Annotated in this window: 17 protein-coding genes, 1 tRNA gene, 1 pseudogene and 1 CRISPR repeat array; of the genes and pseudogenes, 9 read left to right on the top strand and 10 right to left on the bottom strand. The window is 70.9% G+C overall.

Going from position 1 to position 18643, the window contains the following annotated elements; translation table 11 throughout:
- On the bottom strand, positions 1-1532 hold a 1532-nt coding region (locus ND748_RS09135), incomplete at its 3' end, for an ABC transporter ATP-binding protein (RefSeq protein ID WP_251745234.1).
- 39 nt (positions 1533-1571) lie between these two features.
- On the opposite strand from ND748_RS09135, the gene ND748_RS09130 reads away from it, so the two are divergent.
- A complete protein-coding gene (locus tag ND748_RS09130) occupies positions 1572-1730 on the top strand; it encodes a hypothetical protein (protein WP_251745233.1) in 159 nt (52 codons plus the stop codon).
- 25 nt (positions 1731-1755) lie between these two features.
- On the opposite strand, the gene ND748_RS09125 is transcribed toward ND748_RS09130, so the two are convergent.
- Positions 1756-2955, bottom strand: coding sequence for an LLM class flavin-dependent oxidoreductase (locus ND748_RS09125; RefSeq protein ID WP_251745232.1), 1200 nt, complete (start codon positions 2953-2955; stop codon positions 1756-1758).
- Between the two features lie 1337 nt (positions 2956-4292).
- Between ND748_RS09125 and ND748_RS09120 the strand changes: the two genes are divergently transcribed.
- Positions 4293-4850: an AAA family ATPase gene (locus ND748_RS09120; protein WP_251745231.1), complete on the top strand. Its 558-nt coding sequence runs from the start codon at positions 4293-4295 to the stop codon at positions 4848-4850.
- On the opposite strand, the gene ND748_RS09115 is transcribed toward ND748_RS09120, so the two are convergent.
- On the bottom strand, positions 4813-5436 hold the full coding sequence (locus ND748_RS09115) for a TetR/AcrR family transcriptional regulator (protein WP_251745230.1): 624 nt from the start codon (positions 5434-5436) through the stop codon (positions 4813-4815). The genes ND748_RS09120 and ND748_RS09115 overlap by 38 nt on opposite strands.
- Positions 5437-5589: 153 nt before the next feature.
- Between ND748_RS09115 and ND748_RS09110 the strand changes: the two genes are divergently transcribed.
- From ND748_RS09110 to ND748_RS09100, 3 genes are all read left to right on the top strand, one after another.
- The gene (locus ND748_RS09110) at positions 5590-6441 is read left to right on the top strand and encodes a trans-aconitate 2-methyltransferase (protein ID WP_251745229.1); all 852 of its coding nucleotides are present in this window, start codon (positions 5590-5592) and stop codon (positions 6439-6441) included.
- An 87-nt stretch (positions 6442-6528) separates the two neighbouring features.
- Complete coding sequence (locus tag ND748_RS09105; RefSeq protein WP_251745228.1) at positions 6529-7584, top strand: alcohol dehydrogenase catalytic domain-containing protein; 1056 nt, start codon at positions 6529-6531, stop codon at positions 7582-7584.
- Positions 7585-7725: 141 nt separating this feature from the next.
- A complete protein-coding gene (locus ND748_RS09100; protein WP_251745227.1) occupies positions 7726-8373 on the top strand; it encodes an HD domain-containing protein in 648 nt (215 codons plus the stop codon).
- A gap of 57 nt (positions 8374-8430) precedes the next feature.
- On the opposite strand, the gene ND748_RS33945 is transcribed toward ND748_RS09100, so the two are convergent.
- Complete coding sequence (locus ND748_RS33945; RefSeq protein ID WP_308205613.1) at positions 8431-9132, bottom strand: TetR/AcrR family transcriptional regulator; 702 nt, start codon at positions 9130-9132, stop codon at positions 8431-8433.
- An 89-nt stretch (positions 9133-9221) separates the two neighbouring features.
- Here ND748_RS33945 and ND748_RS09085 point away from each other — a divergent pair, with 89 nt between their 5' ends.
- On the top strand, positions 9222-10124 hold the full coding sequence (locus tag ND748_RS09085) for an aldo/keto reductase (protein ID WP_251745226.1): 903 nt from the start codon (positions 9222-9224) through the stop codon (positions 10122-10124).
- A gap of 34 nt (positions 10125-10158) precedes the next feature.
- On the opposite strand, the gene ND748_RS09080 is transcribed toward ND748_RS09085, so the two are convergent.
- The 5 genes from ND748_RS09080 to ND748_RS09060 form a co-directional block, all read right to left on the bottom strand.
- Positions 10159-11868 carry a diguanylate cyclase domain-containing protein gene (locus ND748_RS09080; protein WP_251745225.1) on the bottom strand — a complete coding sequence of 570 codons (1710 nt, stop codon included), beginning with the start codon at positions 11866-11868 and terminating at the stop codon, positions 10159-10161.
- A 211-nt stretch (positions 11869-12079) separates the two neighbouring features.
- Positions 12080-12247: a hypothetical protein gene (locus tag ND748_RS09075; RefSeq protein WP_251745224.1), complete on the bottom strand. Its 168-nt coding sequence runs from the start codon at positions 12245-12247 to the stop codon at positions 12080-12082.
- A gap of 303 nt (positions 12248-12550) precedes the next feature.
- Complete coding sequence (locus tag ND748_RS09070; RefSeq protein ID WP_251745223.1) at positions 12551-12775, bottom strand: hypothetical protein; 225 nt, start codon at positions 12773-12775, stop codon at positions 12551-12553.
- 233 nt (positions 12776-13008) lie between these two features.
- Complete coding sequence (locus ND748_RS09065) at positions 13009-13500, bottom strand: hypothetical protein (protein ID WP_251745222.1); 492 nt, start codon at positions 13498-13500, stop codon at positions 13009-13011.
- A gap of 176 nt (positions 13501-13676) precedes the next feature.
- Positions 13677-13976 (bottom strand): hypothetical protein, encoded by a 300-nt coding sequence (locus ND748_RS09060; RefSeq protein WP_251745221.1) that lies wholly within the window; start codon positions 13974-13976, stop codon positions 13677-13679.
- 240 nt (positions 13977-14216) lie between these two features.
- Between ND748_RS09060 and ND748_RS09055 the strand changes: the two genes are divergently transcribed.
- Positions 14217-14301: transfer RNA gene (locus tag ND748_RS09055), tRNA-Leu, on the top strand.
- Positions 14302-14359: 58 nt separating this feature from the next.
- A complete protein-coding gene (locus tag ND748_RS09050) occupies positions 14360-14683 on the top strand; it encodes a hypothetical protein (RefSeq protein ID WP_251745220.1) in 324 nt (107 codons plus the stop codon).
- Between the two features lie 360 nt (positions 14684-15043).
- Here ND748_RS09050 and ND748_RS09045 read toward each other — a convergent pair.
- Positions 15044-15946, bottom strand: a pseudogene (locus ND748_RS09045) (recombinase family protein); the annotation flags it as partial.
- A 538-nt stretch (positions 15947-16484) separates the two neighbouring features.
- On the opposite strand from ND748_RS09045, the gene ND748_RS09040 reads away from it, so the two are divergent.
- Positions 16485-17558 carry a tyrosine-type recombinase/integrase gene (locus ND748_RS09040; RefSeq protein WP_251745219.1) on the top strand — a complete coding sequence of 358 codons (1074 nt, stop codon included), beginning with the start codon at positions 16485-16487 and terminating at the stop codon, positions 17556-17558.
- A gap of 328 nt (positions 17559-17886) precedes the next feature.
- Positions 17887-18643: a CRISPR direct-repeat array (repeat unit 37 nt; unit sequence GTTGCGATCCTCGCCGGGCGCGGACGCCCGGCGCTGC).

The following is an 18643-nucleotide window of genomic DNA, read 5'->3' as shown; positions in this document are numbered from 1 at the left end:
GCGCGGGCCAGGCACAGCCGTTGGCGCTGCCCACCGGACAGCCGCGTGCCGCGCTCGCCGACCCGGGTGTCGAGGCCGTCGGGCAGGTCGCGGACCACCGTGTCGGCTCCGGCGGCGGCCAGCGCCTGCCAGAGTTCGGCGTCGGTGTAGGGGCGCCGCTCGCGGGGGTGGCCGTCGAGGTGGAGGTTCGCGCGGATGCTGCCGCCGGCCATCCAGGGGGACTGCGACACGACGGCGAGGTGCGCGGGTATCTCCCCGCGGGCGAGGTCGCGGGCGCGTACGCCGCCGATCTCGACGATCCCGTCGGCGGGGTCGACCTGGCGGGCGAGCAGGTCGATGAGGGTGGACTTGCCCGAGCCGGTCGCGCCCACCAGGGCGACGATCTCGCCGGGCCGCACCGACAGCTCGACGTCGGCAAGCAGATGCCGCCCGCCCTGGGCGTGCCCGACGCCGCGCGCCCGCAACCCCAGGGCGCCCGCGCCGGCCAGGGTGCGCGTCCCGTACGCGGTGGTCTCGTCGGAGTCGAGAACGGCGGCGACCCGGGACCGTCCGGCCGCCGAGATCGGCAGCATGGCCAGGAAGCGGCTGATGACGCTGAGCGGGATGGAGATGGTGAGCAGCAGGTAGACGACCTCGACGAGGACGCCGACGCTGAGCTCGCCGCCGTCGACCTGGCGCGCTCCGACGGCGAGGACGGCGAGGATCGCGACGCTCGGCAACTGCTCCAGGACCGGGTCGAACACCGAGCTGACGTCGCCCATCGCGGTGGTGGCGCGCCGCAGCCGATCCGCGGCGGCCCCGACGCGGGCGCGCTCGCGGTCGGCGAGACCCAGCGTCCGCACGACCTGCGCGCCCTCGATGCTTTCCAGGGCGAGGGCGGCGAACTCACCGCGGCTGTCCTGCACTGCCCGCGCGCGGGCGGCGAGCAGACGCTGGTAGAGCAGGTTCAGGCCCAGAACGGAGACGACGAGGGCGACCCCGACGAGCCCGAGGGCCGGGTCGTGTCCGAACATCTCGACCAGCGCGACGGCGAGCATGACGACCATGCCGAACGCGAAGAACCAGAAGACCATCGGGAACCACAGGGCGTCGACGTCGGACACCGCGGTCGACAGCAGCCGTCCGGGCGCGTGCCGGCGGTGCCACGCCAGGTCCAGCTCGAGGTAGCGGCGCACGACGGCGCGACGGAGGCGGGCCTGCGAGCCGTACTGGACGTGCCCGGTCGCGATGCCCCGGGCGATGATCGTCGTCCACCGCAGCGTGGAGACGCCGAGGATCGCGCCCGCGGCCAACCACCAGGCGGCCCGGCCGACATGGCCGCCGGCGAGGGCGGGAACGATCAGATGATCGGTGGCCCAGCCGATCGCGGCGGCGGACAGGACCATGGTGACCCCGTTGACGACGCCGGCGACGGTGCCGACCAGGGCCGCCCCCGGATGGGCGATCGAGCCGTCGAGCATCGTGCGCAGTCCCGCCCAGAAGGTCCCGTCCCCGCCGCGAACCCGTTCCCGCCCGTCGCGTCCCCGCCTCACCGTGATCTCGGCGCGGGGTGGCGGTCGACCCGCCACGGGATGACCGCCACCGCCGCCGTCATGCTTCGGCCACTCCCATCGTCGTCATCGCCGCCCGTCGTCCTGCGGGCCGTCGTCGTGCTGGTCGCTGCCGTGCGGGCCGTCGTCGTGCCGGCCGCGGTGTGCCGGTCGCTGGTGGGCCGTCCGCCGTTGTGCTGATCGTCCGTCGTTGTGCTGGTCGTCCTCAGTGGGCGCCGGCGAGCGTGGCGGGGTCGAAGCCCGGGGCGAGGGCGCCGGGGTGGGCGTCCTGCAGGGCGCCGCGCTGCCCGGTGGCCGCCCGGTGGGCGATCTCCTGGCGGACCAGCGGCAGGACGTGGCGGCCGTAGTCGACGGCGTCCGAGAGGGTGTCGTAGCCGCGGATCGACACCAGGCTCGCGCCCTGGTCGACGTAGTCGAGGATCGCGGCGGCGACCGTCTCCGGGCTGCCCACCAGCGCGGTCGACGCGCCCAGCCCGCCGGTCGCGGCCGCGGTGCGGGTCCACAGCGCGCGGTCGTAGACCTCGGACTTCGCGGCGAACGCGAGGGCGCGCTGCGAGCCGACGTTCTGCGGGGCGCCCTTGAGGAAGGCCCGCGCCGGGCCGGCGTTGAAGGTCTGCTCGATGCGGGCGGCGTAGTCGAACGCCTTGCGCCAGGCCAGCTCGTCCGTCCTGGCGATGATCGGGCGGAAGGTCACCCAGATGCGCGGGCGGTCGGTGCGGCCGGCCGCGGCGGCGATGCCGTTGACCCGGTCGATCTCCTTGCGCAGGTCGGCCAGCGGCTCGCCCCAGAAGCTGAAGATGTCCGCCTTTGCGCCACCGACGCCGAACGCGGCGTCGGACTGCCCGCCGATCGAGATCGGGATGGTGCTGCCGTACGGCGCGAAGCCGGGGCCGAACTCGTCGAACGTGTAGAACTCGCCGTCGTGGCTGAACGGGCTGGTCTCGGTCCAGGCGCGGCGCAGCAGGTCGATGAACTCCGACGTGCGCGCATAGCGGCGGTCCTTGGGCAGGTAGTCACCCTGGCGGGCCTGCTCGGCGTCGTTGCCCCCGGAGATGATGTGGACGACGGCGCGGCCCTCGGTGAGCTGGTCGAGGGTGGCGAGCTTCTGCGCCGCCACCAGCGGAAACGTCGTGTTCGGCCGCAGCGCGACGATGGGGCGCAGGCGCTCGGTGAGCTGGCCGACGGCCGAGGCGAGGACGAAGGAGTCGGCGCTGTTCGAGCCGTAGGGCAGCAGGGTGTAGTCGTAGCCGGACTCCTCGAGGGCGCGCACGTACTTCTTGAAGTACGGCAGGTCGATGCCGCGGCTGGGGACCGGGTTGAGCTCGGTCGACGGGTTGAGGTGCGACAGGCTGATGAACTCGACCTGCGGGGACGCGGTCTCGGGGAGCGCGGCGGGGTTGGTCATTGCGCCAGTCCTTTCGAAGCGGTCGTACGGAGGTCGGGCCGGAGCCGGGGCGTGGTCGTCCCCGCAGGTCGTCGTCGTGGTTCGTCGTCGTCGTGGGTCGTCCGTCGGATCGCTTCCGGGCAGGCGGAAGGCCGTCGTGTGCCGGATCGAGGCGCTGTCGTGCGCAGGGAGCGTCGGACCAGGTCCGACCAGGGGGCCGGGTCGCGGTGCCCCGGTGCCCCGGCGTCCCGGTGCGCCTGCCCGGTCAGGGTGGAGGTGCTTCGGGGGACCGGCCGGCCTCGGCGTGCGCCCCGGCGCCGAGCGCACGGTCGGACATCGCCCGGTGCGGGGGCGGTTGAGGTCGGTGGCGTGGCTGACGTGCGGGCCAGGACCAGACAGGGGACGCCGGGGCCGGCGGGCGGACCGGGCTGGCCAGACGGGCAGGGTTGGCCAGACGGGCAGGGGCGGAAGAAGGCCCGCTCAGCAGGGGCGACAGCAGGCGGACGCGAGGATTCCGTAATCGACGAACCGCCGGCGGGTGAGCACCCGCGCCGGGGCGGTCATGCGCACCGGGCGGCGGGCGCGCGCTGGAACCAGCCCGCCCGCGTTCCCACCCAGAATCCCAGACATGTTTGTCAGGATGATGGGAACTTGTTGGGCTGTCCAACGCCTATCCGCGATCGCACCGATCATGATTCGTCATCGATCGACTCGGTCGGCGCCCGGCGGGAGCAGGCCTACGCCCGGGACGGGCGGCCGGACCGGCCGCCGACCGCCGGTGTCGCCACCACTGATCGCGGGTTCCGCGGAACCGCGTCGCGCGCCCGGGCGAGCACGTTCCGCTCCGTGCCGCGCCGGATCATGGATGATCATCGTCGAGTAGCGGTTTCGGTGTCGGGTCCGCCCCGCCGTCGAACCGTGGCCCACGAGCGTTCACCGGCGACAGCGGGGTGCAGTGCGGTGCGGGGGAGGCATTGCGGTGCGATGTGTACGGTCTCGGGTCCCAGAGCGTGCAAAACGTGCCGCAATCGGCTGGGGCCGGGGCCGGGGCCGGGGCCCGCGTCCCCGCGTGCTGGATACGATCTCTGAAACTGGCCGCCGGTCGATGACACTGCGACGCTGCCCGCCGGCCACGAGGCCGGTGAGACGCCCCATCGGCTGACCCGGTACCGCCCGCGAGCAGCGCGGTGCCGTGGGTCACGGCCACCATGTTCATCGCTTGGTCGATGCTCCGCATGGTGACGGCGTCTTCGCGCCGGCCCGGCCAGCTCCATTCCCTGACGCGGCGTCTCCTCCCGCGTCACGGCAGGAGATCTGCCGCCTTCGTATGCGCAGCTGCCAAAGGAGATTCGAGCACCGTGAGTACACCCGACGATTATGTCATCATCACCGGCGGCCCCGGGGCCGGTAAGTCCACCCTCGTCGACGAGCTCCAGCGGCGGGGGTTTCCCGGCATTCCCGAAGCCGGCAGGGCCATTCTTCAGGATCAGATCGTCATCGGCGGCAGGGCTCGCCACGAGATGGATTCCCTGCTGTTCGCCGAGATCATGTTGTCGTGGGATATGCGCTCCCATCACGAGGCCACCCGGCAGGCAGGGACGGTCTTCTGCGACCGCGGCATACCCGACGTGGTCGGCTATTTTCTGCTGCTCGGCCGGCCGATTCCGGCGCACGTGACCGCCGCCGCGGAGAAGTTCCGCTACCACCGCCGAGTGTTCCTCGCACCGCCCTGGCCCGCGATCTACACCCACGACCGTGAACGTAGCCAGAACTTCGGCGAGGCCGTCCGCACCCATGACGCGATGGCCGAGGCCTACACCCGCCACGGCTACCAGCTGATCAGCCTGCCCAGGACCGACCCCGAGTCCCGTGCCGCGTTCATCCTCCAGCATCTGTCCCCCCAACCGGAGAACTGAACCGGGTGGCGTCGGCGAGGGCCGTGCTCACGACCTTGTGAAGGGCGTCAGGGGCCGGGGGAGTGCCATCCCGGCCGGCGAACAGCAGGTGCCCGCCGCCGATCAGCATGAGCGCGAGGGTGTCGGTGTCGGCATCCGCGGCGAGGCGGCCGAGGTCGCGCTCGGCGGCGAGGTAGGCGGCGACCATCGCGGTGGCCTCCGTCAGGACGGGGACGCCGGCCGAACTGGTCCGGCGCAGGGCGGCGCGCAGCTCGTCGCGGGCGGTGACGAGGCCGACGACTGCCAGCGCGACCGGGCCGAACAGGTCCGACAGCGCGGCCGCGAGGTTGCCGGCGACGGTGCCGGTCCCGGCGCGTTCGCGCAGGTCGGCGCCATGACTGATGATCCGGGCGACGCGGTCGCGGACGAGTTCGGCGAGGAACGCGTCGAAGTCGGCGAAGTGCCGGTGCAGGACGCCCTTGGCGCAGCCCGCCTCGGCGGTGACCGCCCGACTCGTCAGCGCGTTCGGACCGTCGCGCCGCAGGATGCGTTCGGCGGCATCGAACAACTGCTCACGCACGTCGCGCAGGGCCACCCCGGTCGGCATCGTCCCATTCTCCTGCTGGCGGCGGGCTGCACGTCGGGGGCTGCACGTCGCGGACTGCACGTCGCGGACTGCACGTCGCGGTGCACGTGGCGGGCCGTTCGTGGCGAGGCCCGGCGTGATTGCTCGGTGGGCATTGCCCATTAGAGTGGGCGCATGCCCACTCTACCTTCGGGGTCGGCGCGTTCTGCCGATCAGGAGCTGCACCGGCAGCGAGTGATGGCGGAGTCGTTCGGCGCCGACCCGGAACGCTACGACCGGACCCGTCCCCGCTACCCCCAGGCCATGGTGGCCCGGATCGTGACGGCGAGTCCCGGACCCGACCTCCTCGACGTCGGCTGCGGGACCGGCATCGCCGCCCGGCAGTTCCGCGCGGCCGGCTGCCGGGTGCTCGGGGTCGACGTGGACGAGCGGATGGTCCAGCAGGCGCGGTATGGCGGGGTGGAGGTCGAGGTGGCGGCGTTCGAAGCCTGGGATCCCGTCGGCCGAACCTTCGACGCGGTGGCCGCGGGGCAGAGCTGGCACTGGGTCGACCCGGTCGGGGGTGCGAGCAAGGCGGCGCAGGTGCTGCGGCCCGGCGGCCGGCTGGCCGTGTTCTGGAACGCGGGCCAGCCGCCGCCCGGCCTGGCGGCGGCCTTCTCCGCGGTCTACCGCCGGGTGCTGCCCGACGCCTCGCTCCTCCACCGGGCGCTGCCCGGCCCGGACGGGTACTCGACGTTGCTCGCCGGGGCCGCCGACGGGATCCGCCGGTCGGGCGCGTTCGGCGACCCGCAGCAGTGGCGGTTCGACCGGGAGCAGTCCTACACCCGGGACGAGTGGCTGGACCAGGTGCCCACCTTCGGCGGCCACAGCACGCTCCCGCCGGCCAGCCTGGCCCGGCTGCTGGCGGGCCTTGGCGCCGCCGTCGACGCGCTGGGCGGCGCCTTCTCGATGCGCTACACCACGGTAGTGATCACCGCGGCGCGCACCGACCGACCCGTGGCCGTGCGGCGGGTACAGTCGTCCTGACTGCCCAGAATCAGTGTATCGGCTCGTTTTCGTCGGTGTTCATGCGCCGGCCGGAAATGGCGGCCGAAATACCTCAGGGAGAAGTGCATGCGCGCGATTCAGTTTGCCGGGGTGCGGGACGTCCGCCGGGTGGAGGTCCCGAAGCCCACCATCGGTGCTGGTCAGGCTCTCGTCAAGGTCACCGCCGCCGGCGTGTGTCAGACCGACATCCACATCCGTGGCTCGGCCGAGCAGATGATTCCGGCCGGGACGATCCTCGGTCACGAGATCGCCGGTGAGATCGTCGACATTGCGGACGGTTTCCCGCATTTCTCGCCCGGTTCCCCGGTTATCGTGCACCCGGTCTGGTCCTGCGGCGTGTGCCGGATGTGTATCGCCGGCCAGGAAAACGCCTGCCGCAACACCGGGAACCGGCTTTATCCGGCCCCGACGCCCGGGGTGTCCGTGAACGGTGGCATGGCCGACTACGTCGCCGTGAATGCGTCCGCGCTGGTGCCGGCCGACGGTCTCGATCCCGCCTTCGCCGCCGTGCTCGCCGACGCGGGCCTCGTGCCCTTCCACTCCATCCGCGCCACCCTGGACCTCCTGCGCCCCGGTTCCACCGCGGTGATCATCGGGATCGGCGGCCTCGGGCAGTTCGCGGTCGAGCTCCTGCGGGAACTCACCGCGGCGCAGATCATCGCGCTCGACATCAGGGACGCGTCGCTTGCCGCCGTCCGGGGGAAGGTCGACCACGCGCTGCGCTCCGACGATCCCGAGGTCGCGGCGAAGGTCCTGGCGGTCACCGGCGGTTACGGTGCCGACGTCGTCCTGGATCTGGTCGGCAACAACCAGACCCTCGCGCTGTCGGGCTCCATCGTCGCGCCCTACGGCGCCGTGCGGGTGCCGGGCCTCAGCGACGGGGTCTTCGCGTTCGAGACCTCGCAGACGTCGGTGTCCCTGCCGTGGGGCGCGTCGATCACCCGCCCCTACAGCGGGAACCACCAGGATCTCCACGACCTGGTGGCGCTGGCCCGCACCGGCCGGATCAGCGCCGACCTCACCCGATACAGCTTCGACGACGGCCTGCAGGCGTTCGACGACCTCGAGGCCGGCAAGATCTTCGGTCGCGCCGTCATCGTCCTGGCGGACGCGACGTCCTGACCCGGCAACGCGGGCAGAGGCCGACGCCGCTCGTGCCCCGGCGGTCGTCGGCCGCGTCCCGGCCGTTCCCGCGGGCGTAGCCCCGGGTACCTCCACGATGGTCGACCGACGACGGTTGCGCCATCGACGGGGGGAGTCGCCATGACCAGCAGCACCGTGCCGCTCGCCGGTGTCCCGGTACCCGACACGAGTCTGGCCGCGCGGGCCACCGAGCTGGTGCGCGACGCGACCGACGACCTGATCTACCACCACTCGCGGCGGGTCTACTGCTTCGCCGGCCTGCAGGGCCGCCGGCGCGGGCTGAGCTTCGACCCCGAGCTGCTCTACGTCGCGGCGATGTTCCACGATCTCGGCCTCGACGAGCGGTTCCGCCGCAGCGGCCGGCGCTTCGAGGTGGACAGCGCCGACGAGGCGCGCCGCTTCCTGCACGGGCACGGGGTGCCCGAGGACAGCGTCCGGCGGGTGTGGACGGCCATCGCCCTGCACACCACCCCCGGCATCCCGGAGTTCATGGAGCCCGAGGTCGCCCTGCTCACCGCCGGGGTGGAGTACGACGTGCTCGGGATCGGCTACCACGACATCAGCGACGCCGACCGGGACGCGATCACCAGGCTGCACCCCCGCCCGGACTTCAAGCGCCGCATCCTGCGGGCCTTCACCGACGGGATCGCGCCGAGGCCGGACACCACGTTCGGCAACGTCAAGGCGGATGTCCTCGAGCACTACCTGCCCGGCTTCCGCCGCCGCGACTTCGTCGACACCATTCTCGACTCCCCCTGGCCCGACTGACCCCGTGGCCCGACTGACCCCCTGGCGGGGTGCTGCCGCCGGGGCCGTTCGGGTCAGTCAGCGGGCGAGCTGGTGGAGCCAGTCGTGCAGGAGGGCGGTCTCGGTGGGGCGCAGGGGGAGGGCGTGCCCGGCTGCGGCGGTAAGGGCGGCGTCGAGGGCGAGGGCGCGGGAGGCGAGGCCGGGGTCCGCGGCCGGCGCCGGGTCGGTGGTCAGGGAGTCGATGAGGGTGTCGCGCATTCTCGCGGAGATCTCCGGGTCGCGGTCCTCGGCGGGGGTGCTGATCAGCGAGAGGGTGACGCCGGTGATGGCGGCCAGGGTGAGCTGGGCGGCGAGGACGGGCGGGACCCGCAGACGGCCGCCTGCGGCGGCGCGGTCGAGGAACGTCAGCAGGAGGCCGTGGGCCTCGTCGGCCGCGGGCGGCCGGCGGCCGGGGCGGTCGGTGCCGTACATCAGCAGGTAGAAGGCGGGGTGGCGCAGGCCGAAGTCGACGTGGGCGTCCCAGGCGCGGCGCATGTCGTCGACTGGGTCGCCGGTGCGCACCAGCGTGTGTTTCTCGGCCAGATAGAGGTCGAAGGCGTGGATGGCCAGGGCCGCGAGGAGGCCGTTCTTGTCGCCGAAGAGCTGGTAGAGGGAGGCGGCGCGGATGCCGGCGGCGGCGGCGACCGAGCGGGTGGAGACTGCCTGGGCGCCGTCGCGTTCCAGGATGCCGGCCGCCACCTCGAGGATCTGCCGCTGCGTGCGGGTCTTCGCGTCGTCCACGGTTGCAATGCTACGGCCTTCGGCGTATCACTGAGACGTTGCAGTGATACGTAGATTGCCGATGCAGTGCTACGCCGGAGGAGAAGTCAGTGAATCGTGTCGGATACGGCGCCATGCAGCTCGCCGGGCCGGGCGTGTGGGGACCGTCGGACGACCCCGAGTCGGCGCGGCTGGTGCTGCGCCTGGCGGTCGAGCTGGGAGTCACGTTCTTCGACAGCGCGAACGCGTACGGGCCGCGTACGGTGAACCGGTTGATCGGGGAGGCGTTGCGGCCGTTCCCGGACGGGTTGATCGTCGGCAACAAGGTCGGCGCCGGGCGCGGCCCGGACAGGTCGTGGATCATCATCAACCATCCGGAGACGGTCCGCCGGCAGGTCCACGAGGCGCTGGCCGACCTGGGTACGGAGGCGAGCGAGCTGACGTACCTGCGCCTCGGCGGCGATGGTCCGGCACCGCCGAGCGACGTGCCGCTGGAGGACTCGCTCGGCGTGCTCGTCGAGCTGCGTGACCAGGGGCTCGTTCGTCGTATCGGGCTGTCCGGCGCGTCGCCGGAGATGCTGGCCCGCGCGCAGAGGATGACGCCGATCGCGGCCGTGCAGAATCGGTTCAACCTGCTCGACCGCAGCGGCGTCCAGGTCCTCGCCGACTGCGAGGCCCAGGGCATCATGTTCGTCCCCTACTTCCCGCTGGCCTCCGGGCGGCTCACCGGCTACGACGAGCTGACGAGCCCCGCGCAGCGCCTCGGTGCGACGCCGGCCCAGGTCGCGCTGGCGTGGCTGCTGCGTCGTTCCCCCGCCATGGTCGTGATCCCCGGTACGACGAATCCCGATCATCTGCGGGCCAACGTCGCCGCGGTCGAGGTCGCCGAGAACCTGACCGACGCCGAGGTGGCCCGCCTGACCGGCCTTGTCGACGAGTCGAAGGCCGTCCTCGACCAGCCGCACCAGACGACGCTCGACGCGCACAGGTCCGCGGCGGCCAGCAGCCGGTGAGTTCCCGCTCGACGGCGGCGGTGGGTCGAAGTGTCTAGCGCAGGGTCATCACCGACCCGAGGGCCCCGGCGGACGTCGGGTGGTCGTGCGTCGACGTTGCGGACGGGGTTGCGGCGGGCGGGGTGCGCATCGAGGTGTCGTAGGTCAGGTGGCGGCCGGGACCGGCGCGTTTGGCTGCGTACATGGCGATGTCGGCGGCGTTGAGCAGGGTCTCGGCGTCGGCGAGGTCGCAGTTGGACAGGGCCAGCCCGACGCTGCCGGACAGCGTGACGGGATGGTCGAGCAGCCGGACCGGTGTCGCCAGCGCGGTTACCACCCGGTCGGCGATCGCCTCGAGGTCGGTTACGCCGCCGACGTCCTCGCAGAGGACCGCGAACTCGTCGCCGGCGAGGCGTCCGGCCACGTCACCGGGCCGCACGGCGTGGGACAGCCGGACGGCGGTGGTGCGCAGCAGGTCGTCACCCGCCTGGTGGCCGAGGGTGTCGTTGACCGACTTGAAGCCGTCGAGGTCGACGAACAGCACCCCGACCCGCCGTCCGTCGTGGTCGGCTCGGCGCAGGGCCCGGTGGAGGCGGTCGAGTAGCGCGGTGCGGTTCGGCAGGCCGGTGAGCCCGTCGTGCAGCGACCGGTGGCGGATCTCGCCTTCCATCTCGAAGCGCAGGGCGGCCGAACCGAGCACCGCGGTGACCGAATGGACGAACTCGCGCTCCTGGTCGCCCAGTGGCGCCCGGTGCAGCTCGACCACCGCCAGCGGTCGATCGGGGCGGCCGACCGGCACCGTCACCCAGCCGGCGGCGGATCGCGGCGGATCCCGCTGCGATCCGGTCGGGATCTCGGGTTCGCGCCGATCCTCGCGGGCGAGCGGACCGACCCGCCTGCCGTCCGCGCCGAGACCGTAGGCCCGCACCAGGTCGGCGCCGAGATGGTCCGCCAGCGCCGTGACCGCTCGCTGCCACAGTTCGGCGGGATCGCGCGCCTCCAGTGCGCGGCGGCCCAGATCGGCGACGACCGCCTGCTCGGCGGACCGGGCCCGCAGGCTGGCCAGCGCGAGGTGCAGGTCGGTGACGTCGCTGGCCACCGCGGCGACGGAGGCCACCCGGCCGCCCGGCCCCGGGATGGGCACGAGGTGCACGTCGAGGCGGCGGCCGAACACCTCGAGGACCTGGTGAATGCGCTGCCCGTCGAGCGCCCGCCGCATGATCGACGTCGCCTGCGGCAGGTGGGCGAACGCCGTGAAGATGGACGACGCCCGTGCCTCGGCCAACCCGGCGGCCGCCTCCGGGCTGGCGTTTCCCTCGCTGACGAGGACCCGCCCGCTGCGGTCGACGAGGAACATCGACACCGGCGTGTTCTCCACGATGAGCCGCAGCCGGTCCTGGGCGGCGATCTCCTCGGACACGTCCTGGAGATGAACGACGAAGTACTCCTCGCCGTCGGGATCGGCCCGCAGCACGATGGTGGCCAGGGCGTGGCGCAGGTCGCCGTCCGGCTGCAGCAGTCGGACCATCATCCGTTCCCGGCGTCGGCCGCTCGCCTGGCGCATGCGGATCTGCGCGTGGAGGCGGGCGTGGTCCGCCGGGGTGGTGATCTTCTCCCAGTCCAGGCCGATGACCTCGGCTTCGGGCCGGCCGAACAGGGCGCACGCGGCCGCGTTGGCCCGGCGGATGCGGTGATCCCGCACGGTCGCCTCGATGATCGCGATGTCCAGAATCTCGATGAGATCCGGCTGCACCCCCTGGGGCATGACTGTCCACCTACCTACCAGCACATTGCCATCGGGTCTCGTCGTACCCGGGCGCCCGGTTGGTAAGCAGATGTGTGCAGAAGGTGATGACTTGGGGCCGTGCGGGGCCAGGCGCCGGTCGACGACGCCGTCGGACCAGTCGATGCCGCCGATTGGTCCTACCGGCCGTCTCACAGGGCTCGATATCGAGCCGAGGCAGCCGGGTTGATGGTCACGCAGCCCGGGCCGACCGGCTGATACCGGTTCGAGGTGACGTTGCCGGTTCACCGGTGTTGACGTAGGTCTCGTACCGCAGGCCCTGGCCCGCGCGAGCCTGGAACCAGTCCCACATCCACTGGACGAAGTTCGCGCTGTCACCGCCGCCGTTCTGCTTCGCCATGCTGGCACGATCTTTCCGTGCTACCGCCTGCGCTGGAGGAGAAGCGCGTTCAACAAGCAGGCCACCGACGAAGCCGGCAGCACCTGTCGGTACAACTTCGCCCGTACCCACGGAAAGCAGTTCGGTGCCGAGGAGTGGGACGTCGCGCCGGGCTCCAGGGCACGGAATCCAGATGGGCCCACCGAGTCGCCTGGCCTGGGCAGGCGAGGTTGCCGGGGGAGGAACCTGGCTCGCCAACGGCCCGTCAGTTCCCGGCGAACGACTCCCGGCCGCGGCCCCCGGCCGCGATGGCAAGCGACGTTCTCAGGACAGCCCGGTCGCCGTGCAGGCCTCGGCCAGCGTGGGCCAGCCGGTGCCCAGCATCAGCCAGCCGTCGTGGCCGGCCAGGCGATTGATGGGATCATGGACTTTCACCTGCCAGTTGCCGGGACTGGTCTCGCGGGCAAGGGCAGCCTTGCCGTCGCACGAGCCGTAGTGGCTACCGAGAGGCGCAGATTCAGACTTGCGTACATTGTCGGAGTCCGTCATGTTGCTCCGTAAAGTGGCCGCTAGCGCGCCCGTGAACTACTGTGAACCGCCCCGGATCGGCTGGAGGGCGGCTCATGGGAGCCTTGCTGCGACACTATCAGACGGTTACCGTGCACCGATTTGACCGCCGCATTTCCGGGTGGATTTTCGGCCGATCCCCCGGAACGGCCCGAGTCATCGCCCCCGCGCCGAGGAGAACGCGTGCCGATCCGAGCAGCACACCCGTCCCGCGGTTACCGGCTGGCCAGGTAGCGCCCGAGGGCCATCACCGGCCAGAGCAGCCGATAACCGTGGTAGTTGAGGATCGCCGCTACGGTCGCCGATGCCTCCCAGCGCCACCAGCCGAACAGCGCCAGCCAGATCCGAGTGAACACCCTGGTCGCCGGGATGCCGCCACGCTCGCGGATCCACCCGGCGCTGCGCCGCAGCGGCGCGTCGTCGAGGGAGTCGCCGGCGAGCCGCAGGGCGATGTAGCACTCGACCGTGGTGGACAGTTCGCCGGGGCCGCCGAAGTAGGTCGGCCAGGAGCCGTCGTCGAGGCGCCGGGATCGTATGTGTTTCGCGGTGGCCTCGGTCTGCTCGACGGTGCGGATGCCGAGGTACTCCCGCAACAGGAGGTCCTCGGCGTCCATCGTCGGATTGGTCTCGAGGTCGAACTTCCGCCATCCGCGCGGGTCCTGCAGCCGCAGCAGATGCTCGGCTGCTCGCTGGACCGTCTCCCGCAATCCGTTCTCGGCTGCGGATGCTGGTCCCGGCGTCCCGGCGTCCCGGCGTCCCGGCGTCCCGGCGGGCGAGGGGCGAGGGCTCACCGGTGGGCGCGCCGGACGGCAGGGTGTCCGTGCGCCCGGGAGCCGGGGCATGGTGCGTTCCATCCGCGCGGTCGACATCGCGAAGCTCGAGGTCAGGCGCGGTGTGCGGGGTTCCTTTCGATGACGATGCTGTCCAGGCAGTGCAGGGCGGTGGCGACGAGGTCCGCGGGATCTGTGCTGTCCGAGGCGCACCAGGCGCGCACAGCGACCTGGACGGCGGCGAGGAACGCGAACGCGGCCAGCGAGGCGTCGAGGTCCGTGCGTCGCGGCTGCGGGCCGTCGGGGTCGTCGCCCTCGACGAACTCCAGCGCGAACCGATCGCCCAGGGCGACGATCCGGTTCTGCACCGCCCCGGCGAGCGCGGAGGCGTTGCCGATCGGCACATATGGCACGAACTGCCACTTGGCAAAGCGTGCCTACTGCGTCCGTGTGACACCTGACACCCGATGCCGTCGAGGGTCGCTGACACGGTCGTCGGCGGGCGGGAGATCGGGGCGGACCGAGGGCTCTCCGGCCGTCGTGTTCTGCACCCCCGCTGCCTTGATCTGCCGGTGGTCGGGGGTAGCGACAGGCGCCCGCCCTGACCGTGTAACATCGCAGACGTACGCGGGTGAGACACCCCGCGACCACCTGTCCGGGTGGCGGAATGGCAGACGCGCTAGCTTGAGGTGCTAGTGCCCTTTATCGGGCGTGGGGGTTCAAGTCCCCCCTCGGACACGGCCACTAGGCCCACCGATGGTCTTGGTGAGGCTTCGGCGGACACGATGCGCGTCTCATGGTCATAGCTGAGGCGCAGTCCCAGTTGCCGGTAGACATCCGCCTTATCGGTGGCGTCTGCTGTGCGAAGGACAGCGGCGATCCCGCCGAGGGCTTCGACGATGTTATTGATCTCTTGGCGGGTGAGGCGGGGCGGCGGGGTCTGTACCCGTTCGCCTGCCCGTGCGAGGGCGGCGACTGCCTCGGCACGTTCGGCCTGGGTCTCGTTGATCCAGCCGGTGACGAGGACGGAGTCGGCGCCGGCTTCCAGGGCAGCGCGGTGCTGGGCCAGCTTGCGGTCGCAGGCGGCGATCTTTCTGCGGTTCGGGTCGGTGGCGGCTGACGTCTGCGTGGGCTGATGGGTCGCCAAGGCGTCCAGGGTGGCTTCGAGGTGGTCAGGGGCGAAGGCGGTGGCTAGCCAGGCGTCGAGGTCGGGCAGGATCGCGTCCTCGCGCAGGTAGACCGACAGCGGGTGGTCGATCAGGTTGGCGATGGCGTATTCCTGCGGGTAGCGGCAGCGGTAGTGAGCATGTCCGTGGTTCCAGGTGCCCTGCATCCGTCGGCCGCACTGGTGGTGGACCAGCAGGCTGCGCAGGGCGTAGGGGTGCGGCGTCCGGATCTGGGGTCGGTCGGAGCTGGGGCCTCGGCGGGCGCGGCGTTCCTGAACGGCGTGGAACGTCGTCTTGTCGACGATGGCGGGGTGGGCGAGCCGGTCGGACCAGACCCATTGGTCCCGCTCGTTCCACTTGAGTTTGGTCTCGTAGCCGAGCGCGACGTCGTCGACGTCGAGGAGGGTCTCGGCCTTGCGCTGCTTGTTCCAGACCTGATAGCCGGTGTAGCGCGGGTTCGCCAGGATGGCCTGCACTGCGCCCTTGGACCAGGCGATCCCGGTGCGGTGTCGGTTGCGGGCTCGGTCGTAGGCCGACGGGGAGAGAATGCCTTCGTCGGTGAGCGTCTGGGCGATCAGGAAGACACCCATGCCGTTGAGGTACCGGTGGAAGATCCGTTCGACGACTGGTGCGGTGATCGGGTCTTGCGCCAGAACGTGGAGACGCTTGCCGTCGGCGGCTTTCGCCGGGTTGGGATGGGGGCCGGCGTCGGCGAGCTGGTAGCCGTAGGGTGGTCGGCCGCCGAGGTAGCGGCCTTCGACCTTGGCTTGGGCCTGCATCGAGGACCGTACCCGAATCTTGATGCGGTTTCGTTCGCCTTTTGACATGCCCCCGAACACGGACATGATCAGATCATGGGCTTCGGAGGCGGGGTCGATAGGTCCGCCGACTTCGGGGACCCAGAGGGTGACTCCGTAGTGCTCGAAGACGGGCATGGTCAGGCCGTACTGGTTGCCGTAAAACGCGCGGTGTGGCTCGCCGATGACGACCGCGTCGAATCCCCGGTCGGGGTCGCGGAGGGCGTCGAGCAGCAGACTGGCCTGCGGACGGCGTTTCCAGGGCAGGGATCGGGACTGTCCGATGTCGAAGTACTCGGCGACGATCTCCCCGTGTTTCTCCGTCAGCGCTCGTGCACGGGCGATCTGCCAGTTACGTGAGGCTTCCGGGTCCTGCTGGTCTTCAGTAGAGACACGGCCGGCGAAGGCGAATCTGATCATGGTGGAGGTCCTTGCGGGTGAGATGGAGTGGAAGGCTCCGCGCGCTGCTGACCCTCGTCTTGCGCACGTTCTTCAATGTCATTGTCGTGGCTGGCCTGCGCGGATTGGGCTTTCCTCAGCATACGTAGTAGCGCCTGGGCGGCGTAGAGATTGAGGTTCGGCGCGCCATCCGGCAAAGTAATGATAATTGTCTCATCGCTTTGCGTGCCTCGGTGTCGACGCTCTGCTGTTCCGTGGGAAGTGTCTGATTCTCGCTCGCCGGGCAGATCCTGGGTAGGGGGTGAGGATGCTTGCGGGCGATTCGATTCTTCGGCGTCTGGGTTTGGTCTATTGGTTTCTCCGGGAAAGGGTTGCATGGGGCCAGGATCGGCGTTGAGATCCCGTCAACATTCCCGGCAAGTATCCCAGCGAAGATTTCATTTTCGGGGATTCTCCTCGACAGTCTGGAGGGTGAAACGGACTAATCCCACGTTCGGAGAACCTGCCTCGCACGTACGGCAAGATCCGCCCGTATCGCTCAGGTAGCCGTGTCCGAGCGATGACGCTCTACCGCGACTTCGATGGCTCGACGATCCAGGTTGAGCGATGGGGAGCGTCCAATGCCGCTGCGGAACGCAACCTCAAGGAAGCGCTGCGAGACCGGATAACCCAGGCCGGCGGAGGGGATGAGATCACCCGTGAAAGCCGGGTCCAGGACCTCGCGGAGCACTGGTGGGCCGAGTTCTCGAAGCTCGGCAGGTCTCCTGGGACGCTACGCCTCTACCGCGATCGCCTCGACAACCAGGTGATCCCCGCCCTGGGTAAGCTCCGCATCCGAGAGCTGACCACTGCTGCCGTCAACAGGCACATCAGGTCCGTCACTGATCGTAACGGGGCCGCGGTGGCGAAGGCTGTGCGAACTGTCCTGAGCAACATGTGCGGCCATGCTTGCCGCCTAGACGCAATGACGATCAACCCATGCCGTGAAGTCGCCCCGGTGAAGCCCAAGGTCAAGAACCCCCCGCGCGCCCTGACCGCGGCCGAAGTCAACCAGCTCCGGGCGAGCCTGACGTACGACGACGCCGCCCTTCGCCAGGAGTTGCCCGACATCGTCGACGCCATGCTCGCGACATCACTGCGGATCGCCGAAGTCCTGGCGATCCAGTGGCCCGACCTCGACCTTGACGCGGCGACCATCAAGACCGGCAACGTTGTGGTGAGGATCAAGGGCGAGGGCCTCCAGATCAAGAGCGACCCGACATCGAAGGTCAACGCGAGGACCTTGCTGCTACCTCAGTGGGGTGTTGAGCTCTTCAGGCGTCGGTGGGCGAGTCGGGTCGCTCCCACGTGTGACTACGACCCGGTCTTCATGTCCTCGGTTCGGACACTCAAGGACCCGGACAACGCCCATACCCAGCTTCGCGAGGCGTTCGACCGGATGGCCTACGACTGGCTCGTGCCACATCATCTTCGCAAGACCGCAGCCACCACCTTGGACAAGGAAGGGCTGTCGGCACGAGAGATCGCCGACCAACTCGGGCACGCCAAGACATCGATGACGCTCGATTCCTACATGGGCAGGAAGGTCATCAACCCGCGTGCCGCTGCCGCCCTCGAGGTTCTTGCTCCTTGATCGACCATGGGCTTCGCGTGTCGTCCCCACGGTCGGAGCAGCCGCCGTGCTTGAGCCTGCCAAGGCGGCGGAGATCCAGGCGTCACCGACTTCGAGTTACGCCGTCGAGAGTGGCACGTGCTGGTCGACTTTGGAATCCCGCCTTGCCGGCCGACCTGCTCGCCGACCGGTGTGTCGGCTTCCGAGCGTGAATCAGCCAGCTGGCGTCGGCGACGCGACGGCCGATGAGCGGCAGTAGGCGACGTCGGTGGGCTCACAGCTCGACATCGCTGCGATCTTCGCCGGGCGCCGCCGGCAACGAGCGCACCCTAAACCTCGACTCAATTAGAGTCACGATCTTCGCCGGTGCGGACGCCCGGCGCTGCCCGTGGTCACAAGCGCGGCGGAGCCGCCATCCCCGTTGCGATCCTCGCCGGGCGCGGACGCCCGGCGCTACGAAGCGCGCGCTACCCCCGGACGTCGTGCCGGAAGGTTGCGATCCTCGCCGGGCGCGGACGACCGGCGCTGCCTTGTGGTGATCAGCGAGAGGGCCGCCGGGGTGGTGTTGCGATCCTCGCCGGGCACGGACGCCCGGCGCTGCCGGGGGTGCAGTCCGGCACCACGGTCAGCACCCTGTTGCGATCCTCGCCGGGCGGGGCGCCCGGCGCTGCATCCCTGGCACCGCCACGGACACGGTCGACAAGAAAGGTTGCGATCCTCGCCGGGCGCGGACGCCCGGCGCTGCCCCCGCGGCCGTACGCCTCCCGCGTCTTCTCGGAGGTTGCGATCCTCGCCGGGCGCGGACGCTCGGCGCTGCGTCCTGCTGGTCCGTCCGGACTGGGGATGATCCCGGGGTTGCGATCCTCGCCGGGCGCGGACGCCCGGCGCTGCTCGAGTGGTGCCCGCTGGGCCTGTTCCACCTCGAGGTTGCGATCCTCGCCGGGCGCGGACGCCCGGCGCTGCTTCAAGTCGGGGGCCACCGCGGCGGGCACGCCGACGTTGCGATCCTCGCCGGGCGCGGACGCCCGGCGCTGCGTGGGTTGCGGCCGATGCCGCCGTTCCAGTAGGCGTTGCGATCCTCGCCGGGCGCGGACGCCCGGCGCTGC

Origin of the sequence: Frankia sp. AiPs1 (genome assembly GCF_023716945.1) — a bacterium.
GTDB lineage: Bacteria > Actinomycetota > Actinomycetes > Frankiales > Frankiaceae > Frankia.
Note: the sequence above shows the minus strand (reverse complement) of the source record. Positions and strands in the feature narration are given on the sequence as shown.